Genomic DNA, 19438 nt, shown 5'->3' with positions numbered 1-19438 from the left:
TACCTCGCGAGTCGGAAGTAGGTCGAGATTGCGATGAGCACTCGATGAGTACGCGATGAGTACGCCCATGAAGTAGCGACGGTCCGGTGGACAACCCGGACCTAGAAGGAGCGAAGTGGCTAAGGTCCGGGTATACGAACTCGCCAAGGAGTTCGGCGTCGAGAGCAAGGTCGTCATGGCCAAGCTCCAAGAACTTGGGGAATTCGTCCGTTCGGCGTCCTCGACGATCGAGGCGCCGGTCGTGCGCAAGCTGACCGACGCTTTCCAGGCAGGCAGCGGCAACGGCCGCGCCGCCGGCAAGCCCGCGGCGCCGCGCAAGTCGGCCCCCGCAAAGCCGTCCCCGTCGGCGCCCTCGCCGGCGCAGGCGGCACGTCCCGCTGCCCCGAAGCCGGGCGCGCCCAAGCCGGGCCCCGCGGCTCCGGCCCCGGCGGCCCCCGAGGCGCCGCAGGCGCCCGAGGCTCCGGCAGCCCCGAAGAGCAGCACCCCCGCCGCCGGGCCCACCCCGGGCCCGCGCCCCGCGCCGGCTCCGAAGGCCCCGGCGCCCAAGCCTGCTCCCGCTGCCCCCGCGCAGCCCGAGTTCCAGGCTCCGCCGTCCGCGCCGGCAGCTCCCGCCGCCGGTCAGTCGGCTCCCCGTCCCGGTGCCACCCCCGGCCCGCGTCCGGCCCGTCCGGCGCCGGCCCAGGGTCAAGGCGGTCAGGGTGGTCAGGGTGGTCAGGGCCGCGGTAACGCTCCGCGTCCCGGTGGCGACCGCCAGGGCGGCCGTCCCGGCGGTGCGCGTCCGTCCGGCCCCCGTCCGGGCAACAACCCGTTCACGTCCGGTGGCTCCACCGGCATGGCCCGTCCGCAGGCCCCCCGTCCCGGTGGCGCCCCGCGTCCCGGCGGCCAGGGTGGTCCCGGCGGCCCGCGTCCGCAGGGCGGCGGCCAGGGTGCCCCGCGTCCCCAGGGTGGCCAGGGCGGTGCCCGTCCCACTCCGGGCGGCATGCCCCGTCCGCAGGGTGCGGCTCCCGGTGGCGCTCCGCGTCCCGGTGGCGGCGGCGGTAACCGTCCCAACCCGGGCATGATGCCGCAGCGTCCCGCTGCCGGCCCGCGTCCGGGCCCCGGTGGCGGCGGCGGTCGCGGTCCCGGCGGTGCCGGTCGTCCCGGCGGTGCCGGCGGCGGTCGTCCCGGTGGCGGCGGCGGCTTCGCCGGTCGTCCCGGTGGCGGTGGCGGCGGCGGTCGTCCCGGTGGCGGCGGCGGTTTCGCCGGTCGTCCCGGTGGTCCCGGTGGTGGCGGCGGCTTCGGCGGTCGTCCCGGTTTCGCCGGTCGTCCCGGCGGCCCCGGTGGCCGTGGTGGCACACAGGGTGCGTTCGGCCGTCCCGGCGGTCCGGCGCGTCGTGGCCGCAAGTCGAAGCGGCAGAGGCGTCAGGAGTACGAGGCCATGCAGGCCCCGTCGGTGGGCGGCATCATGCTGCCCCGTGGCAACGGTGCGACGGTTCGCCTGTCGCGCGGTGCCTCGCTGACGGACTTCGCCGAGAAGATCAACGCCAACCCGGCGTCGCTCGTCCAGGTCATGCTGAACCTGGGTGAGATGGTCACCGCGACCCAGTCGGTCACCGATGAGACCCTCCAGCTGCTCGCCGACGAGATGAACTACGTCGTCGAGATCGTCAGCCCGGAGGAGGAGGACCGCGAGCTTCTCGAGTCCTTCGACATCGACTTCGGTGAGAACGAGGGCGGCGAGGAAATGCTCGTCGCGCGTCCGCCGGTGGTGACCGTCATGGGTCACGTCGACCACGGTAAGACGCGACTGCTCGACGCGATCCGCAAGACGAACGTCATCGCGGGCGAGGCCGGCGGCATCACCCAGCACATCGGTGCCTACCAGGTCGCGACCGAGGTCAACGACGAAGAGCGTCGGATCACCTTCATCGACACCCCGGGTCACGAGGCGTTCACCGCCATGCGTGCCCGTGGTGCCAAGTCGACCGACATCGCGATCCTCGTGGTGGCGGCCAACGACGGTGTCATGCCGCAGACGATCGAGGCCCTGAACCACGCCAAGGCGGCCGATGTGCCGATCGTGGTCGCGGTCAACAAGATCGACGTCGAGGGTGCCGACCCGACCAAGGTGCGCGGTCAGCTCACCGAGTTCGGTCTGGTGGCCGAGGAGTACGGCGGCGACACCATGTTCGTCGACATCTCCGCTCGTGAGGGCCTGAACATCGAGCAGCTGCTCGAAGCCGTGGTCCTGACCGCGGATGCCTCGCTCGACCTGCGCGCCAACGCGGAGCAGGACGCGCAGGGCATCGCGATCGAGGCTCACCTCGACCGTGGCCGCGGCGCCGTGGCGACCGTCCTGGTCCAGCGCGGCACGCTGCGCGTCGGCGAGACGATGGTCGTCGGCGACGCGTACGGCCGAGTGCGGGCGATGCTCGACGACAAGGGCAACCACGTCGAGGAAGCGGGTCCGTCGACCCCCGTCCTGGTCCTGGGTCTGACCAACGTCCCGGGTGCCGGCGACAACTTCCTGGTTGTCGACGAGGACCGTACGGCCCGTCAGATCGCCGAGAAGCGCGCGGCGCGCGAGCGCAACGCCGCCTTCGCCAAGCGCACCCGCCGGGTGTCCCTCGAGGACCTCGACAAGGTGCTCAAGGCCGGCGAGGTGCAGCAGCTCAACCTCATCATCAAGGGCGACGCGTCCGGTTCGGTGGAGGCTCTCGAGTCCTCGCTGCTCCAGCTCGACGTCGGCGAAGAGGTCGACATCCGCGTGCTGCACCGCGGCGTCGGTGCGGTCACGGAGTCCGACATCAACCTGGCGTCCGGCTCCGACGCGATCGTCATCGGCTTCAACGTGCGCGCCGAAGGCCGTGCCACGCAGATGGCCGACCGCGAGGGCGTCGACGTCCGGTACTACTCGGTCATCTACCAGGCGATCGAGGAGATCGAGGCGGCCCTCAAGGGCATGCTCAAGCCGGAGTACGAGGAGGTCGAGCTCGGTACCGCGGAGATCCGCGAGATCTTCCGCTCGTCCAAGCTCGGCAACATCGCGGGTGTGCTCATCCGCTCCGGCGAGGTCAAGCGCAACACCAAGGCCCGTCTGGTCCGCGATGGCAAGGTCATCGCGGAGGACCTCAACATCCAGGGTCTGCGCCGCTTCAAGGACGACGTCACCGAGATCCGCGAAGGCTTCGAGGGCGGTATCAACCTCGGTAACTTCAACGACATCAAGATCGACGACGTCATCGCGACGTACGAGATGCGCGAGAAGCCGCGCGGCTGATCACGCAGCGGTTCCGGGGCCGGTCGGCGGAGGATATTCCGTCGATCGGCCCCGGCCGTTCCGTGTACGGTTCGAAAAGACCCGAACGCCTAAGGCCCCGCGGGTGGCTTGACCCGTCTTGCATGTACGTAGGGACACTGTCCTTTGACCTGCTTCTCGGCGACGTACGGTCGCTGAAAGAGAAGCGTTCCGTCGTCCGCCCGATCGTCGCCGAACTGCACCGCAAATTCGCGGTGAGCGTCGCCGAGGTCGGGGACCAGGATCTGCACCGCAGGGCCACGATCGGCCTGGCGGTGGTCTCCGGGGACACGGGGCATCTCACCGATGTCATGGACCGCTGCGAGCGCCTGGTCGCCGCACGGCCCGAAGTGGAGCTGCTGTCGGTACGGCGGCGGCTGCACGGCGACGACGACTGACCCTGAAGATCGGGCGGCGCGTCGCCGGTGGAAGCACAATTGTGGAAGACAAGAAGGAGACGGACCAGTGGCCGACAATGCGCGGGCGAAGAAGCTGGCGGACCTCATCCGGGAGGTGGTCGCCCAGAAGCTGCAGCGCGGAATCAAGGACCCGCGACTCGGCACGCACGTGACCATCACGGACACCCGGGTCACCGGCGACCTGCGGGAGGCCACGGTCTTCTACACGGTCTACGGCGACGACGAGGAGCGGGCCAGCGCGGCCGCCGGCCTGGAGAGCGCCAAGGGCATCCTGCGCTCCGCGGTCGGTTCCGCGGCGGGCACGAAGTTCACGCCGACGCTGACCTTCGTGCCGGACGCCCTGCCGGAGAACGCCAAGACGATCGACGATCTGCTCGACAAGGCGCGGGCCTCGGACGCCGCGGTGCGCGAGGTGTCCTCGGGCGCCCAGTACGCCGGCGAGGCGGACCCGTACCGCAAGCCGGGCGAGGACGACGAGGACGACGAGGGCGCAGCAACAGAATGAAGAGTGAGAGCACCAAGCCGGCCGGGAGTGGCGAGCGTGCGGCGCGCTCCGGCAAGGGCGGTGGGGGGCGGCCGGCGGGCCTGGTCATCGTCGACAAGCCGGCCGGCTTCACTTCGCACGACGTCGTGGCGAAGATGCGGGGAATGGCCCGCACCCGCCGCGTCGGGCACGCCGGCACCCTCGATCCGATGGCGACGGGCGTGCTCGTGCTCGGCATCGAGCGGGCCACCAAACTGCTCGGCCATCTCGCGCTGACGGAGAAGGAGTACGTCGGCACGATCCGGCTCGGGCAGACGACGGTCACCGATGACGCGGAGGGCGAGATCACCGCGTCGAAGGCGGCGCACGGCATCAGCCGTGCGGACATCGACGCCGGTGTCGCCGAACTGTCCGGCGCGATCATGCAGGTCCCGTCGAAGGTCAGCGCCATCAAGATCGACGGCAAGCGGTCGTACTCGCGGGTCCGCGACGGCGAGGACGTGGAGATCCCGGCCCGGCCGGTCACCATCTCGTCCTTCGTGGTCCACTCCGCGCACGAGGCCGAGGCGGAGGACGGCACCCCGGTGACCGACCTGCTGGTCTCCGTCGAGTGCTCGTCCGGCACGTACATCCGGGCGCTGGCCCGTGACCTCGGTGCCGGGCTAGGCGTCGGCGGTCACCTGACGGCTCTGCGGCGCACCCGCGTCGGCCCGTACAAGCTGGACCGGGCGCGCACGCTCGAACAGCTGCAGGCCGCGGTCGACGACTCCGAGGGCGCCGGGCTGCCGGTCATGCCGATCGGGGACGCGGCGGCCGCCGCTTTCACCCGCTGGGACGTGGCCGAGCAGCAGGTCAAGCCGCTGCTCAACGGCGCGCGGATCCCGATGCCGCTGTTCGACGGGGAGGGACCGGTCGCGGCCTTCGCGCCGGACGGTACCTTCCTCGCCCTGGTGGAGAACCAGGGTGGCAAGGCCAAGAGCATGGCGGTGTTCGCCTGAGGCCGAGCCGGCAGGCCGGTGGCAGATTGTTGAAGGTGAGGGCCGGGCTCGGGCGAGGGATCGCTCCGGGCCCGGCCCTCGCGGCGTGTGGGGGCCGGAAGGCCGCGTGAGCCCCGCGGAAGGTGGTGGAACGCGAGCCGCCCGGCCGGACGCGAAGCCGGATCGCGCTCCACCATCTCCCTCCCCCTGTCTGTATCCATCGAGCCCTGGCGGTTCACTCATTCGGGCAGGCGCCCGGAGTGAATCACGGCGTGGAAGGGGGCGCGTTTGCCAGTGGCCCTGTCCAGAAGATCATCGCCTGCTTACCGTCGGGAGCACGGGAACGGCGGGGAGGATCGGCGATGACGTGGCTGGATGCCGACGCGGAAAAAGCATTGGTGCGTATCCGTGATCTGGCAGGTAGGGCGCGCGGGACGGGGTTCCTGGCGGATCACCGCGGCACGGTCATTACCAGCCACGAAGCGGTGGACGGGTTGACCCGGGTGGTGCTGCAGCCCCTGGCGCACAGCGCATCGGGGGGCGCGTCCGGGGGCACGTTCGGAGGGTCGCTCACGGAGGCGGTCGTCGGCGGCGCGGAGCCGGCCCGGCTGGTGTCCGCCGACGCCGTCACACCGCTGCCGGAGTCCGACCTGGCCCTCGTACGGACCGACGGATTCGGCTTTCCCCGGCTGTCGCCGCTGCCGGTCGCGGCGGCCCGGCCCGCCGAGGGGACCCGCGTACGGCTCTGGGCCGGTAGCTGGCTGGAGGGCACGGTCGTCGGCGCGGGGGCGGGGGTCACGTACACGGCGACGGAGTTCTTCCATCCCCTCGACGAGGCGCTGGAGCTGACGCTCTGCCCCCGGGGGCGGGAGGCGCTGCGGCTGGGCGGGGTGGCGGCCGGCGGGCCGGTGCTGGACGCGCGGACGGGGGCGGTGCTCGGTGTGCTCGGCACCGCGCTGCACTCCGGGCGCCGGGCGGACGGATTCGCGATTCCCCTGCGCGCGGCGGCGGAGACGACGTCACGGAATGCGTTGGTGGCGCTGTTGGAACGCAATGCGGAGACCGTTCCGGCCTACGGCAGCGAGCTGAATCTCGCGGGTGCCCTGCATCTGTCCGCGATCTCCTCGGGCCACGCAGGGCAGCCCCGGGGGTGGCGCGATCCGGTCGAACGGCCGGAAGCAGCACGGGAGTTCGCACTCTTCGGGGTGGTGGCGGGGGACCTGCCGGGAGCGGGTGAGGAAGGGGAGGAGCCGGAGGCGCGGGCCGAGGGGGAGGACACGGTGCCCGGCGGGCGGGGAGGGCGCGGGTCGTTGGTGCTGGGGCTGGTCGGCGAGCCGGGGACGGGGCGGAGCACCGAACTGACCGCTCTCGCCGAGCGACGGGCGCAGAGCGGATCGCCGGGTCCGACGCTCAGGCTGCGCGGCGCCGATCTGCGGGCCGGAGACGAGGGGCTTCGCGCGGCGGTGGACCGGGCTCTGTGCGCCGCGGGCCGGACCGTCGCGACGTCCGGGGGGACTTTCGGTGACGCGGCCGGCACCACCACGCAGGCCGTGACACGGCAGGCCGCCGCCGCAGGGCGGCCGCTGCTGGTGCTGCTCGACGGGCCCGAGGAGATGCCGCCTCCCCTCGCGCGCCACCTGCGCGAGTGGACCGCTGCGACCACCGAGTGGCTGCGCTCGGCGGACGTGCGGCTGGTCCTCGCCTGCCGTCCCGAATACTGGGAGCGGGCCGGTGCGCTCTTCCCGCCTGCCCTGCTCCACCGCCCGAGCCGGCCGCTCGCCGCCTCGCCCGCAGCACCGCCCTGGGCGCTGCCTCCCTGCGTACGGCTCGGCGACCTCGCCGGCCCGCAGGCCGAGCGCGCCCGCGCCCGCTACGGACTGCCGCCCGGTGCGCGGACGGGGCCGGACGCCGGGCACCCGCTGTCGTTGCGCCTGCTCGCGGAGGTCCGGGCGGCGCTGCCGAAGGGGGATGCCCGCCGGGCGGCAGGTGTGGAGGATGTGGCAGGTACCGGGAGGGAAGCAGGCGCCGGGGGCCACGGGGGAGCGAACGGTGCCGCCGTGCCCGACCGGCACGAGATCTTCGATGCCTACCTCGACCTGCAGTGTCTGCGCATCGCCGTACGGCTCGCGGCCGCTCAACGGCCCCCGCTCCGGGGCACGTCCGTCCGCCGCCTCGCCGCCCGGGTCGCGGGACAAGTGCACGAGGCGGCACGCCGTTGCCTCGGCCCCGGACAAGGAGAACTGGACGAGGCGTCCTTCGCCGCGCTCTTCCCGTCGGAGACGGGCTGGGACGGCGCGGTGCACGAGGAGGGGTTGCTGACCCCGGCAGGCAGCGGCTACCGCTTCACCCATGAGGAGTTCGGGGAGTGGCTTCAGGGCGCCCACCTCGACGTCGACGCCGCTCTGTCGGTCCTGGTGCACCGAGGCGGGCGGGCGCCGGGGGAGGGAGGCCAGGTGCCGGGCGGGGGAGCGTCGTACGAAGAGCCGTTCGCGCGGCTGTCGTCGTACGGGGACGGGGCGTCCGCGGCCCGCGGTGCTGCCGCCCCCGTACCGGGCCATCGCATCGGGCCCGTGGTCCAGGCGCTGCTGCTCCTCGCCCGACGTGAAGGGACGGGCCAACTGACGCGTCGGCTGGCGGAGTTGGTGCCGGTGGTGACTGGTCCCGTCGCGGGCGCGTACGCGGTGACCGCCTCCGGAAGGCGGTACGCGGACGCGCGGTGGTGGGCGACGCGCCTCCTGAGCGGGGTGTTGCTGCGGGTCCCGGATGCGACGCCGTACGCCGGTGTCCTGCGGCTGCTGGCTGACCGCATCACGGAGCGATCCGTCCGGGCGGGAGGCTTCGCCCGGACCGGATTGGAGACGTTCGGGCCATGGTTCTGGCGGCGCCTGCCCCTGACCGAGGCGGACCGGATGGATCTCCTGCGCAGGCTGCTGCCGGCCGATGGCCCGCCGGCGGTCGCGGTGGCGACACGGACCGCCAGGACGGCCGGGCGGAGGGGCGAGGCGGGAGCGGCGGGCCGGGTGGAGGGGGAGACGGAGCGGCTGGGTGACGCGCACCGGTCGGCGGAGCGTCCTGAGGGGGCGGCGCGAACGGAGGAGGGGCTCGCTGCGGAGGGGTGTTCCGCGGCGGAGCAATACGCCGAGGCATGGGCTGAGGAGGGGCGGCGTGCCGGAGCGATGGACGCGGAGGAGCGGCGTGCCGGGGGAGCGCGCGCGGAGCGTGGGAGTGCGGGAGGAACGCAGGGGAGGTCTTCGGCGGGGCTGGGGGAGTCCGGGGAAGTGCTCGGGCGCACGCACCGTGTCCATCCGCCCCGCACGTCGCCCGAAGCCGTGACGGCGGGCCCCACTCCACCCCCGCGCGGAGCGACGAGGACGGGTGAGGGGAGGGCCGACGCGTGGGCCTCCCCCGGCGTCGAGGGAGGCGCCGGCGAGCCCTCGGAACCGGTACGCGGGCGCCCCGCCAGGCCGTTCGCACAGCCGCCGCGCGTCCGCGTGCATTCGGCGGATTTCGTCCCACGCCCGGCCGAGCCGCCCCGGGAGCGGCCGTACGAGAGGCCCCGCGACTCGGCGCCCGAAGCCGCGTCCCGGCCGGGAGCCGAGCCCGGTGCCGCGACGACACCCCAGATCCCCGCGCGGGAGACCGGCGAACGGCAGCAGGCTGAGGTGAGGCCGCCGGGGCTGGAGGGACCGTCCGGATCTTCGTCAACGTCCGCTCACCGAGGGGCAGTTGAAACCAGGCGGCCTTGTGCCACGCCCATGCCCACGCCCCCGCCGCCGCCCGCCCCCGAGACCCGTCTCCCGGAAGCAGCCCCGTCGACCGAAGCGGCCTTGGCGGCCGGAGCTGCCCTGGCAACCGAACCGGCCCTGGCAACCGAACCGGCCCTGGCAACTGACCCGGCCCTGGCAACCAGGTCGACCGCAGGGGCCGATGCGGCCGGCCCAGCGGAAGCAGCCGCAGCGAACCCATCGGCCGGAAAAGGGGGACCAGCCACCGCCCGCCGATCGGCCGGAGCAGCGGGACCCGCCACCGCCGACAAGTCGGCCGGGCCGCCCGGAGCCGCAGCAGCTCCCGGAACCGCCGCGGCCCCCGAAGCGCCTGATCGTCCGCAGCCGGTGCGGTTTCTCGATCTCGTCGCCGAGCTGCTGCGCGCGAACCCCGAGCATACACAGCCGCTGCTCTGCGCCTGGCTCGACGACCGGCGCCCCCTGCAAACACCGGGCCGGGGAGGCGCGAGCCGGGCGGACTCCGCCTCGCCGTCCGGAGGCGCTTCCGCAGCTGAGCGCCGCGTGCCGCACCAGGCCTCGGCCGTGCCCGCCCGCGTACGTCCCACGCCACGGCGGATCACCGTCGCGGTCGCCGCCCAAGCCCTGCTGCACACCCACCGCCGGCAGGCTCTGGAGGCCCTGGCCGACACGTTGGCCGACGCCGCGCACCCCGGCGCGCAGGAGCTGCTGGACGCCCTGGCCGAGGACGAGCCCTCCGCGGTCTGCCGCGCGGTGGACCGCTGGGCGTACGACGAGCGGTCCGATCGCCGGGCCACGGCGGCCGCTCTCGCGCTGCGCGTCGCCCCCTACGCCGCCACCGACACCGACCACGCCCTGCTGCGCTACGCCGCCCTCGCCCTCCTCGCCAGGCCCGCCGACGTCTCCCAGCACGGCGCCGCGCTCACCCTGCTGGTGCGTGACCCGTCCACCCGCTCGCGGTTCCTCGACCGCGCCCTGGACTGCTTTGTTGCCGGTGACCCTCGGCCCGGTGCGCCACAGGTGCCGGCCGAGGCGTTCGCGGGCGCTCTCCGCACCCACCCCGAGCCGGTACTCGACGCCTTCCTGGCCCGACTGCTCGACGGCGGCGGCGATGGACAAGGCGACAGCGACAGCGACGGCTCGATCGACAGCAACAGCAACAGCAACAGCAACAGCAACAGCAACAGCAACAGCAACAGCAACAGCGATCGCGATGGCGACTGCTGTGGTGCCGGCGCGGACAGCGCCCGGTGTGCGGTCGACTCGGTGCTGCGCGTCCTCGCCGACGCCTGCGGTCCGGCGGCCTCCGTCCCGGCCCCCGGACGGCCCGGCGCCCCGACGCCCGCACTCACCCCACAGCCCACCGGCTCCGCCCCGCCGCACGCCGATTTCGCCCGTCGTGCCGCCGACCTGATCCGGGCGTACGCCGGGCGCCGCCCCGAGCGCGCCGCCCGGCACCTCGCCCGGTTCGTCGACCGGAGGCTCGAAGAGGGGTCCGACGCGCGCGCCGCTCTGCGACCGCTCGTCGTGGAGCTGCTGACGGGGCCGGTCGTCACGGTCCGGTGCGCGCTCGCCGCCGTCCTGGCCCGGGTGGGTGCTTCCCCGTCGGCCCGGCTGCGCCGCGAACTGCTCGACGTGCTGCTGGCGAGCGAGGCATACGACGCACCGCCTCCGGGCCACGGCAGTCCGTATGCGCCTAGGGGAGGCGGAGCTGCAAGGGCGGCCGCACACGACACGCGCGTGCTGGAAGCCCTGCTGCGTGCCGCCGCGGAAGACGTGCAGCGACGCCCGGCGGACCACACCCGCGAGTTGGTGCACCGCACCGGCATGCTGCTGGTGCGCACGCCCGAAGGCGCGGCCTGCTTCGACCGGCGACTGGTGGAGCTGGGTCGGCAGGTGCCCGGCTTCGCGCGGCGGGTACAGGACTGGGTGGCCGCGGCGCCGGACGACTGGGCGGCGGTGGTGGGCCCCAGCGCCCGGGTCACGCTCGCCGGCTGCCGGAGCTGACCACCGTCGGCAAGCGGGCCCTGACCTTCCGTACGCGGACGGGCGGGCAGCGGGCAGCCCCACCGCCGTCCCGATGCCGGAACCGGTTTCCGCCGTCCGCGCGGCGCTCCGCCGTCCCGCGCGACCGACCGGACCCAGATGTCCGATGCGACGGAAGCGAGGCCACCCTTCGCGCGAAGCTCCGCCTCCGGCATGGCAGTCTTAGACCTGCGCCATGCACATTGGCGCAGTGGACGGACAAGAGTTCGGGCGAGGAGCGGGCACAGTGCAGCGCTGGCGTGGCTTGGAGGACATCCCCGAGGGCTGGGGACGCAGCGTCGTCACCATCGGCTCATACGACGGTGTGCACCGCGGTCACCAATTGATCATCGGCAAGGCGGTGGCGCGCGCCCGCGAGCTGGGCATTCCCGCGGTGGTCGTCACCTTCGACCCGCACCCGAGCGAAGTCGTGCGCCCCGGTACCCACCCGCCGCTGCTCGCCCCGCACCACCGGCGGGCGGAGCTGATGGCCGAGCTGGGTGTGGACGCGGTGCTGATCCTCCCGTTCACCAAGGAGTTCTCCAAGCTCGCACCGGCCGACTTCGTGGTGAAGGTGCTGGTCGACAAGCTGCATGCGCAGGTCGTCGTGGAGGGCCCCAACTTCCGCTTCGGCCACAAGGCCACCGGCAACGTCGAGACGCTCACCGAACTCGGCACCACCTACGACTACACCGTCGAGGTCATCGACCTCTTCGAGCGCGGAGAGGCGGGCGGCGGCGAGCCGTTCTCCTCCACGCTCACCCGACGCCTGGTCGCGGACGGCGACGTGACGGGCGCGAGGGAGGTCCTGGGGCGGCCGCACCGCGTCGAGGGAATCGTCGTACGGGGCGCGCAGCGCGGTCGCGAACTGGGCTTCCCGACAGCCAACGTGGAGACCCTGCCGCACACCGCCATCCCGGCCGACGGCGTCTACGCGGGCCTGCTGCACGTCGAGGGCGAGGCGATGCCGGCGGCCGTCTCCGTGGGCACCAACCCGCAGTTCGACGGCAAGATCCGCACGGTCGAGGCGTACGCCATCGACCGGGTCGGCCTGGATCTGTACGGCCTGCACGTCGGCGTGGACTTCCTCGCCTACATCCGGGGCCAGGAGAAGTTCGACACGCTCGACGCCCTGCTGGAGCGGATGGCGATCGATGTGAAGCAGGCACGAGGGCTGATCGCCGCGTCGACCTGAGGCGCCTCCCGGCGAGCGGGCGCCGCACTCCGCTTCGCCAACTGCCTCCGCGCGAAGGGGAGTTCACCCGTACGGAGGATGATCGCGAAAGGGGCAGGGCCCGGCACTCACGTGCCGGGCCCTGCCCCTTTCTGCTGCGCGCTTCCCGCACGCCCCCTTACTGCGGAGGCGGCTGCTGCTGCCAACCGGGCTGATCCGGCAGCGGCGCGTCCGGAGCGGGCTGTTGCTGCTGCCAATGGGCAGGCGGCTGCGCGGGCTGCTGGGTCCACCCGCCCTGCTGCGGCGGGTATCCGGCCGGCGGCTGCTGCGGCTGCTGCGGCTGCTGCGGCTGCTGCTGGGCGGGCTGGCCCTGCGGCGGCTGCCCCTGCTGCGGGTACTGCTGCTGGGCGTACGGGTCGCCGCCCATCTGCTGCTGGGGATACATCCCCTGGGCCTGCTGCGCCCGCGCGAAGTCCTCGGCCACCAGGGCGGAGAGGTTGAAGTACGCCTCGCGGGTCTTGGGCCGCATCATGTCGAGGTCGACCTCGGCACCGGCGGCGAGATGCTCGTCGAAGGGGACGACCACCACACCGCGGCACCGCGTCTCGAAGTGCGACACGATGTCATCGATCTTGATCATCTTGCCGGTCTCGCGGACACCGGAGATGACCGTGATCCCGCGCTGCACCAGGTCGGCGTAGCCGTGCGCGGAGAGCCAGTCCAGCGTGGTGCTGGCGCTGCTCGCGCCGTCCACGGACGGGGTGGAGATGATGATCAACTGGTCGGCGAGGTCGAGGACTCCACGCATCGCGCTGTAGAGCAGACCCGTACCCGAGTCGGTGAGGATGATCGGGTACTGCTTGCCGAGGATGTCGATCGCACGCCGGTAGTCGTCGTCGTTGAACGTCGTCGACACCGCGGGGTCGACGTCGTTGGCGAGGATCTCCAGGCCGGAAGGGGCCTGCGAGGTGAACCGGCGGATGTCCATGTAGCTGTGCAGATGCGGGATCGCGTGCACCAGGTCACGGATGGTCGCGCCGGTCTCGCGGCGGACCCGTCGGCCGAGCGTGCCGGCGTCCGGGTTCGCGTCGATGGCGAGGATCTTGTCCTGGCGCTCGGACGCGAGGGTGGAGCCCAGCGCGGTGGTCGTCGTGGTCTTGCCGACGCCGCCCTTGAGGCTGATCACCGCAATCCGGTAGCAGGACATCACGGGAGTCCGGATGAGCTGGAGCTTCTGCTGGCGCTCCGCCTCCTCCTTCTTCGCGCCCAGCTTGAACTTCGACGGCTGGGCGTTGGCACCCGGCTTGCGCTTCTTGGGCTGGTTGCGCAGGAGTCGGTCGGAGGTCAGCTCGACGGCCGCGCTGTAGCCGAGCGGCGCGCCGGGGGCGGCCCGCTGCTGCGGCTGCTGCTGACCGGGCTGGGAGTACGAGGCGTAGTTCGCCGCCGCGTTCGGGTCGCCGACCTGCTGCCCCGGCAGGGGCTGGTGCGGCGCCTGCTGAGCCTGCTGAGCGGCCTGGGCCTGAGCCTGGGCCGCCTGCTGGGCCTGCGCGGCCTGCTGCTGGGCAGCTGCCTGCTGCGCCGCCGCCTGCTGGTCGTAGCCGGGCTGCTGCCCCTGCTGGGGGTAGCCCTGTGCGCCGGTCTGCGGGTAGCCGTAACCGGCCTGCTGTGCCTGCTGCGCCTGCGGGTTGGGGTGCTGCTGCGCGGGCGCCTGCTGCGGCTGGGCCTGCTGGGGGTAGCCGTAGGCGGGCTGCGGGTAGCCGTAAGCAGGTTGCTGCTGTTGCTGCTGTGCCGGTGCGCCCTGCTGGGGGTAACCACCCTGCTGCGGGGGCGCCTGCTGCGGCTGGCCCTGCTGAGGCTGCCCCTGTTGGGGGTAGCCGGCCTGCGGCCGCTGCGCCTGGGGCTGCTGCGCGGGAGCCTGCGGCTGGGCCTGCTGGGGCTGTTGCTGCGGATGACCGCCCTGGGCCTGTGCCACCCGCGGGTCCGCGGGCTGGTACTCCGGCGGTAGGGGAGGCAGCGCACCCTGGCCGGGCACACCCTGCTGCTGCGCATCTCCGGCGGCACCCCACGGAGCGCCCTGCTGGGGGTGACCCTGCTGCGGCACGCCCTGCGGCACACCCTGCTGGGGCGTGGCCGGAACCTGCTGCTGCGGTGCACCCTGCACGGGCGCGCCCTGCTGCGGCTGGGGCTGGCCCTGAGGGGGTTGGCCGGCGACCGGAGCGGATGCCTCGGGGGCCGGAGTGCCGGCCTCGGCGGGAGAGTTGCTTGCTGTGGTCGCTGCGGCCACGTCGGTCCGGGGAGCCGCGGGGGCACCGCTCTCCGCCTCGGCCTCGGGCGCCGCGGCTTCCGACTCCGTGTCATCGTCGTCGTCATCCCAGAGGGAGGCGGACGGGTCGACACCGCTGCCGGCGCGCACATTGGCGGAACCGGAGCCTGAATCCGTGGCAGCACCGTCCTGCGCCGCGACGGGCGCCACCGGCTCGGCCGGGGGAGTCGCGGCGGCCGGTGCGTCACCGTCGCCGTTCGGGCGCAGCATCGGGAACCCGGGCGGCGCGGCCTCCGCGGGCGGCGGGGCCATCGGCGCCGGGGCGGCCGGACCGGGCGCACCCTGCTGCGGAACTCCGGGCGCAGGGGCCCCCGGAGGGCCACCCTGAGCCGGACCCGCCAGGGGCTGGCCGATCGGCGGAGGAGCGGGAGAAGGCGCAGGAGGAGGCGCAGGAGAGGCAGCGGCACCCGCGCCGCCTCCACTGGTGTCGTTGCTCGCGTACCAGGCCGGAGCCGAAAAATCGATCTTGAACTCACCGGTCAGGTCGAACTCGGACTGGTCGTCGTCAGGATCGTTCCCGTCCGGACGGAAAGCCTCCTGCTCGTTCACTGTGCCTCCTGGTGTACTGCAACGCACCTGAACGGCAGGACCGGATACAGGCGGATCGATCGGGTGTAGCGGAAGTCGGAACACACCACCCGGGGTTGCGCCAACACTAACTGTCTCCATCCCCGTATCGACTGCTGCCGGTGTGCTCCTGCGGCTCTCCATACAGCCTAATCAAGAGTCGGCCCATAACGGCAGTCGATGTCATGTCGTCTTCAAGCCCTTGGGGCACACCTACGGGCGCACCCGTGGATGCGCCCGTAGGTCGTGCCCGGCCCGGTTGCCGACGCGCCGCGCACAGCGCGCTCCGCCGCCAACCGGGCCGCAATCACGGTCAGTCCATGCGTCGCGGACCGCCGAGCAGGTTGGTCTCCGCCTCGGTCGGCTGGGTCATGACGAACTGGTGGCCGTCCCGCGAGCACCAGAGCATGGCGTTGTCGCTGAGCGTCGGCAGCACCGCACCGACCTGCTCGGGCAACCGCATGATTCGCGTCACAACTTCCGCCTCCTCGGGCGAGAGTCGCTGCAAACCGACCAGATCGGCCCTGCCCAGCATCTGCGGCGAACGCGGCCCGAGGAACGGCAGCACCGTCAGCACCGACTGCCAGGGGCTCGGGGCCAGCTGATTGCGCGGCGGACGCGCACCCATGTCCCGTACGACCAGCACCGGGCTGGAAACCGACGGTCCCTGCGGCGCGATCTGGCGCACGTCGTGGATGGACACACACTGCTGGCCGCCGCCCGCGGCCTGCGCCATCTGGCCCCAGGCCGGCGGGCGCGCGGTCTCCACCGCGACACGGGCGCCGATGGCGACCGTACGCAGCGCCAGCACCTGCGCCATCCACATGCTGCCGACCAGCGCGATCTCCATCGGCGCGGGCCGCAGCACGCTCAGCACGGCGGGCTGGTTCTGCGGGTCTATGCCGATGATCACGCCGTCGTCACCGACCGGCAGGGTCAGCGATCCGAGCGACTCGGCGGTCAGGACGTGCGGGCTGCGCCGGGGACCGCGCAGGCCGAAGCCGGGCTTCGGCTTGGGACCGGTCGGGCCGGACTGCTCCTCGTCCGGGCGCGGTTGGTGCGAGAGCCGACGGCCGCCGCCACCGCCCGCACCGGCGCCGCCGATGGGGGGATTGCGCCAGCCGTTGCCGCTGGTGTTGACACGTGGCTGATACGTGGGCGTGGCCATCAGCGGGTACCTCCGAGGGGAAGCGTGGCCAGAATGCCGGGCATCTGCTCGCGGTCGAGCCGTACGAGCCCCACCTTCACAGAACCGGAGCGCCGCTCCAACTCGCTCTGCGCGGCGGAGAGTTCGTTCTCGCTGCGGGTCGACAGGCGGACGTAGCCGGAGATGGCGGGAGCGCGGCCGCCGCCGTGCGACGCGGTCAGCGCGAAGGTGCTGGCCATCGCCCTGGTGCTGGTCAGCAGCTGGGTGACGGCGGCCAACGGCGCGCCGCCCTGGCCCAGCTGGGGCCACCGGCCGATCCAGTACGTGGAGTGCCAGCGGTCGTCACAGCGCCAGGCACGGGTCGTCTCCTGGGTGCGGCGGGCGGCCCGGCCGTCCCGGCCCATCGCGCCGTTGGCGGCCCGCGGGCTGACACAGACCGCGGTGCCGAGCGCGGCCACGACCTCCCGCTCGGCGAGCACGCGGGCGCGCACACCATGGACGGTCAGCCGGCTGACGAGCTGGTCGGCGGCGCGCAGCAGCGAACGCTTGGCGCCTTCCATCCCACCGCCGCGGGCCTCGATGGCCTCCGCGCACAGCTCCGGATCGAGCTTCAGCGCGATCCAGGTGAGCTGCAGGGCCGGCGTCTGCGCCTGGGCCTGCAGCGGCGCGTACGAGCGTGCGGCAACGGCCTGTTCGGGCAGATGCGGAGCCGGCGCGGGCTGGGTGTACTGCACGAACTGGACCGACTCGAGGTGGATGTCCTCGACGTCGAGCGCCGTATGCAGCACGTCGAGCGGCAGCATGTGGCTGCCGCGCTGCGGCCGCAGCGGCTCGTCCTTGGCGTCCACCTGCACGATGGCCGTGAGGAAGGTGCCGTCACCGACGAACCCGATGGCGCGCTGCTCGGAGTCGGTGTACTCGAAAGTGCGCAGCGCCGGCTCGCACTCGACGATCGGAGCGAAGGCCGGGTCGACGCCCTGCGTCGCGGCGACCGCCGCACTGCTGTTCTTGCCGCGGCGCTTCATGGCGCGCACGGTCGTGATCCACTCCGGCAACGGGATCTTACGGCGCCGGCCGAGCGCGAAGATGACCAGTACGGCTGCCACCACGACGGCCGCGGTCAGCGCGGCAGGGTGGATCGACCAGCCCACCAGCACCAGGGCCGCGGCGATCTCGATGATGGCCAGCTGCTGGACGCGAACTCCGCCAATGTTTCCGGCCTGTTGGCGCAAACGCGGCGACACCGGACCGGCGGGGCGGGCCGAACCCTGGCCGCGGTCTCCTCTGTTGCCCGAAGCTGTACCGTTTTGGCCAGCGTTTCCCGCGTATTGCGGTGCAGCGGAAGGCTGTTGCTGCTGTTGCCGCCCATTGCGGCGTCGAGCCCTGGTGGCGCTGGACATCCCCCGGCCTGCTCCTCTACTGGTGGTGTGGCCTCTAGGCGTATCGGCCGCCGCTGAGACTGGTGCGTTGGAAGGTGGCACCCGTACCGTACGGGTCGATCGACACACGGCATAGTAGAGGGCGCTACGGCGTGAGTGCCGGGGGCGGTCGATGGTGGGATCCGACAGACGGGGAGAGAAAGCAACAATGGCATCACGTCGGGACGAGCTGAATGCGTATTCGTTTGCGCGAAAGCGCACGAATGCGGCATTTCTGAAGCCGCTGCCGAACGGCTCGATCGAGAGCGCGCCGAGGCCGCTGAAGGCGGTGCTGCCAAGCGTCCTGGTGGGGGTCCTGATCCTCGTGGGCTTCGGAGCATGCGGGATTCTCAAGCCCGTTGCCCCGAAGGGATGGGACGAGGTGGGGAAGAACGTCATTGTCGGGGATAAATCCACCACGCGTTACATCGTTTTGAACAGCGGCAAAGGCGCCGACAAACAGAAGCTGCTGCATCCGATTCTGAATCTCGCCTCGGCCCGACTTCTTCTGGACCCGAAGTTCAAGGTCGTGCAGGTCAAGGAAGAGGAGCTGGACGGAAAGCTTCCGCACGGTCCGGCCATTGGCATTCCGTACGCGCCCGACCGGCTGCCCGACACGGAAGAGGCCGACAAGCCGAAGACCTGGGCGGTGTGCAACCGCCCCGGTAGCGGCGAGAAGAGCAAGACCCAGCAGGCCGTGTTCGTCCTCGGCGGCAAGGACAAGCAACTCGTCGAGGACAGGGGGAAGTTGGACACCGACCAGGCCCTCTACGTCGAGGACCCGGAAGGCAAGAAGTGGCTGGTCGACCACAGCGGCACGGCCTTCGAGTTCGACTCCACGGCGGCCGGTAATGTGTCCCCTCCGCAGGGCAGGGAGAAGACCAACAGCGACCTGCGCCGCATCATCTTCTCCGGCGCCGAGCCGCAGAAGGTCTCCGCGGAGTGGATGGCCACCGTCATCAAGAGCCCGGTTCCGATCTTCATGCCGCGGGTCACCGGCGCGGGGGGCAAGACCCTCGCCAAGGGCGCCCCGGAGAAGTACAACACCATCGGCACGGTGCTCGTGGCCGGTGACGGACAGAAGTACGTCGTGGTCCAGGACGGCGTCGAGCTGGTCTCGAACTTCATCGCCAAGCTCCTGCTGGAGGGGCAGAACGCCCAGGATCTGCATCCGGGGGGCGGGGAGCTGACGGCGCAGCCCGTCGCGACCGGCAGTATCGACCCCAAGCGGGACGACACGGACCGGTTCGTCAAGTTCATGGGCAAGGTCGGGAGCACCGATATGGACCTGCCGTGGCCGAGCGACACCGTCAACATGGCGAACAACTTCAAGGAAGGTTCGCAGACCGGCGGCCTGGTCACCCCCACCGAGAACGGTGTGAGCTGCAGCGTCTACACGGGTACCAATACGAAGGCGCCGGGTGAGGCCGGCAAGCTGCTCGGCTACCCGAACGGCGTGCCGAACATGCAGACCTGGGTCGGCAAGGACTACCCGGCGAAGATTGCCTCGGGTGCCAGCTCGTACGTCACCCCCGGCAGCGGCCTGCTGTACCAGCAGATCTCCACACCCGAAGCGAAGAGCGGCCCGCTGTTCCTCACCACCGACACCGGCCTGCGCTATGCCGTCCCGCGGAACAACGACAGCGCAGACAAGGGTGGCAAGGCCGACGACGAGCAGAACAAGGCCCAGATCCACCTCGGGTACGAGGGCGCGCACCCGCCCGCGATCCTGAAGGCCTGGTCCGAGCTGCTCTCGGAGGGGCCGTCCCTGGACGTCCCGAGCGCCGCGAAGCCGCAGACGTCCTGACACCTCCGGGGCGACGCACACTTCCGTACGCAGGCCGCACCGAGTCCCTTTTCGGGCCTCGGTGCGGCCTGCCGCGT

General features: G+C 72.3%; 10 protein-coding genes. 7 read left to right on the top strand and 3 right to left on the bottom strand.

Annotated elements, in window-relative coordinates:
* Positions 1-115 precede the first annotated feature (115 nt).
* The 6 genes from infB (at position 116) to ACH4FH_RS19685 (ending at position 12120) form a co-directional block, all read left to right on the top strand.
* On the top strand, positions 116-3259 hold the full coding sequence (gene infB / locus ACH4FH_RS19710) for a translation initiation factor IF-2 (protein ID WP_398557155.1): 3144 nt from the start codon (positions 116-118) through the stop codon (positions 3257-3259).
* A 122-nt stretch (positions 3260-3381) separates the two neighbouring features.
* Entirely contained in the window at positions 3382-3675 is a 294-nt protein-coding gene (locus ACH4FH_RS19705; protein WP_033269483.1) for a DUF503 domain-containing protein, read from the top strand.
* A gap of 67 nt (positions 3676-3742) precedes the next feature.
* Positions 3743-4201, top strand: coding sequence for a 30S ribosome-binding factor RbfA (gene rbfA / locus ACH4FH_RS19700; protein ID WP_398557154.1), 459 nt, complete (start codon positions 3743-3745; stop codon positions 4199-4201).
* Positions 4198-5178, top strand: a complete 981-nt coding sequence (gene truB, locus ACH4FH_RS19695) for a tRNA pseudouridine(55) synthase TruB (RefSeq protein ID WP_398557153.1) — start codon at positions 4198-4200, stop codon at positions 5176-5178. Before rbfA ends, truB begins: the two co-directional genes overlap by 4 nt.
* A gap of 341 nt (positions 5179-5519) precedes the next feature.
* Positions 5520-10907 (top strand): hypothetical protein, encoded by a 5388-nt coding sequence (locus ACH4FH_RS19690; RefSeq protein WP_398557152.1) that lies wholly within the window; start codon positions 5520-5522, stop codon positions 10905-10907.
* A 265-nt stretch (positions 10908-11172) separates the two neighbouring features.
* Positions 11173-12120: a bifunctional riboflavin kinase/FAD synthetase gene (locus ACH4FH_RS19685; RefSeq protein ID WP_398557151.1), complete on the top strand. Its 948-nt coding sequence runs from the start codon at positions 11173-11175 to the stop codon at positions 12118-12120.
* A 157-nt stretch (positions 12121-12277) separates the two neighbouring features.
* Here ACH4FH_RS19685 and ACH4FH_RS19680 read toward each other — a convergent pair whose 3' ends face one another.
* From ACH4FH_RS19680 to eccE, 3 genes are all read right to left on the bottom strand, one after another.
* On the bottom strand, positions 12278-14971 hold the full coding sequence (locus tag ACH4FH_RS19680) for an SCO5717 family growth-regulating ATPase (RefSeq protein ID WP_398557150.1): 2694 nt from the start codon (positions 14969-14971) through the stop codon (positions 12278-12280).
* Between the two features lie 331 nt (positions 14972-15302).
* Positions 15303-16157: a hypothetical protein gene (locus ACH4FH_RS19675; RefSeq protein WP_398557149.1), complete on the bottom strand. Its 855-nt coding sequence runs from the start codon at positions 16155-16157 to the stop codon at positions 15303-15305.
* Positions 16157-17380: a type VII secretion protein EccE gene (eccE, locus tag ACH4FH_RS19670; protein WP_398557148.1), complete on the bottom strand. Its 1224-nt coding sequence runs from the start codon at positions 17378-17380 to the stop codon at positions 16157-16159. Before eccE ends, ACH4FH_RS19675 begins: the two co-directional genes overlap by 1 nt.
* Positions 17381-17687: 307 nt before the next feature.
* Between eccE and ACH4FH_RS19665 the strand changes: the two genes are divergently transcribed.
* Positions 17688-19361 (top strand): type VII secretion protein EccB, encoded by a 1674-nt coding sequence (locus tag ACH4FH_RS19665; protein WP_398557147.1) that lies wholly within the window; start codon positions 17688-17690, stop codon positions 19359-19361.
* Positions 19362-19438: the final 77 nt, after the last annotated feature.

Origin of the sequence: Streptomyces sp. NPDC017993 (assembly GCF_044328065.1) — a bacterium.
Lineage (GTDB): Bacteria > Actinomycetota > Actinomycetes > Streptomycetales > Streptomycetaceae > Streptomyces.
The sequence above is the reverse complement of the archived record's forward strand: the minus strand, read 5'-3'. Positions and strand labels throughout refer to the sequence as shown.

What these genes read in the sequence shown, in the direction of transcription:
- truB (WP_398557153.1), top strand. Translation starts at nt 4,198, where the DNA reads ATGAAGAGTGAGAGCACCAAGCCGGCCGGGAGTGGCGAGCGTGCGGCG.
- ACH4FH_RS19665 (WP_398557147.1), top strand. Translation starts at nt 17,688, where the DNA reads ATGGTGGGATCCGACAGACGGGGAGAGAAAGCAACAATGGCATCACGT.
- ACH4FH_RS19705 (WP_033269483.1), top strand. Translation starts at nt 3,382, where the DNA reads ATGTACGTAGGGACACTGTCCTTTGACCTGCTTCTCGGCGACGTACGG.
- ACH4FH_RS19690 (WP_398557152.1), top strand. Translation starts at nt 5,520, where the DNA reads ATGACGTGGCTGGATGCCGACGCGGAAAAAGCATTGGTGCGTATCCGT.
- ACH4FH_RS19675 (WP_398557149.1), bottom strand. Translation starts at nt 16,157, where the DNA reads ATGGCCACGCCCACGTATCAGCCACGTGTCAACACCAGCGGCAACGGC.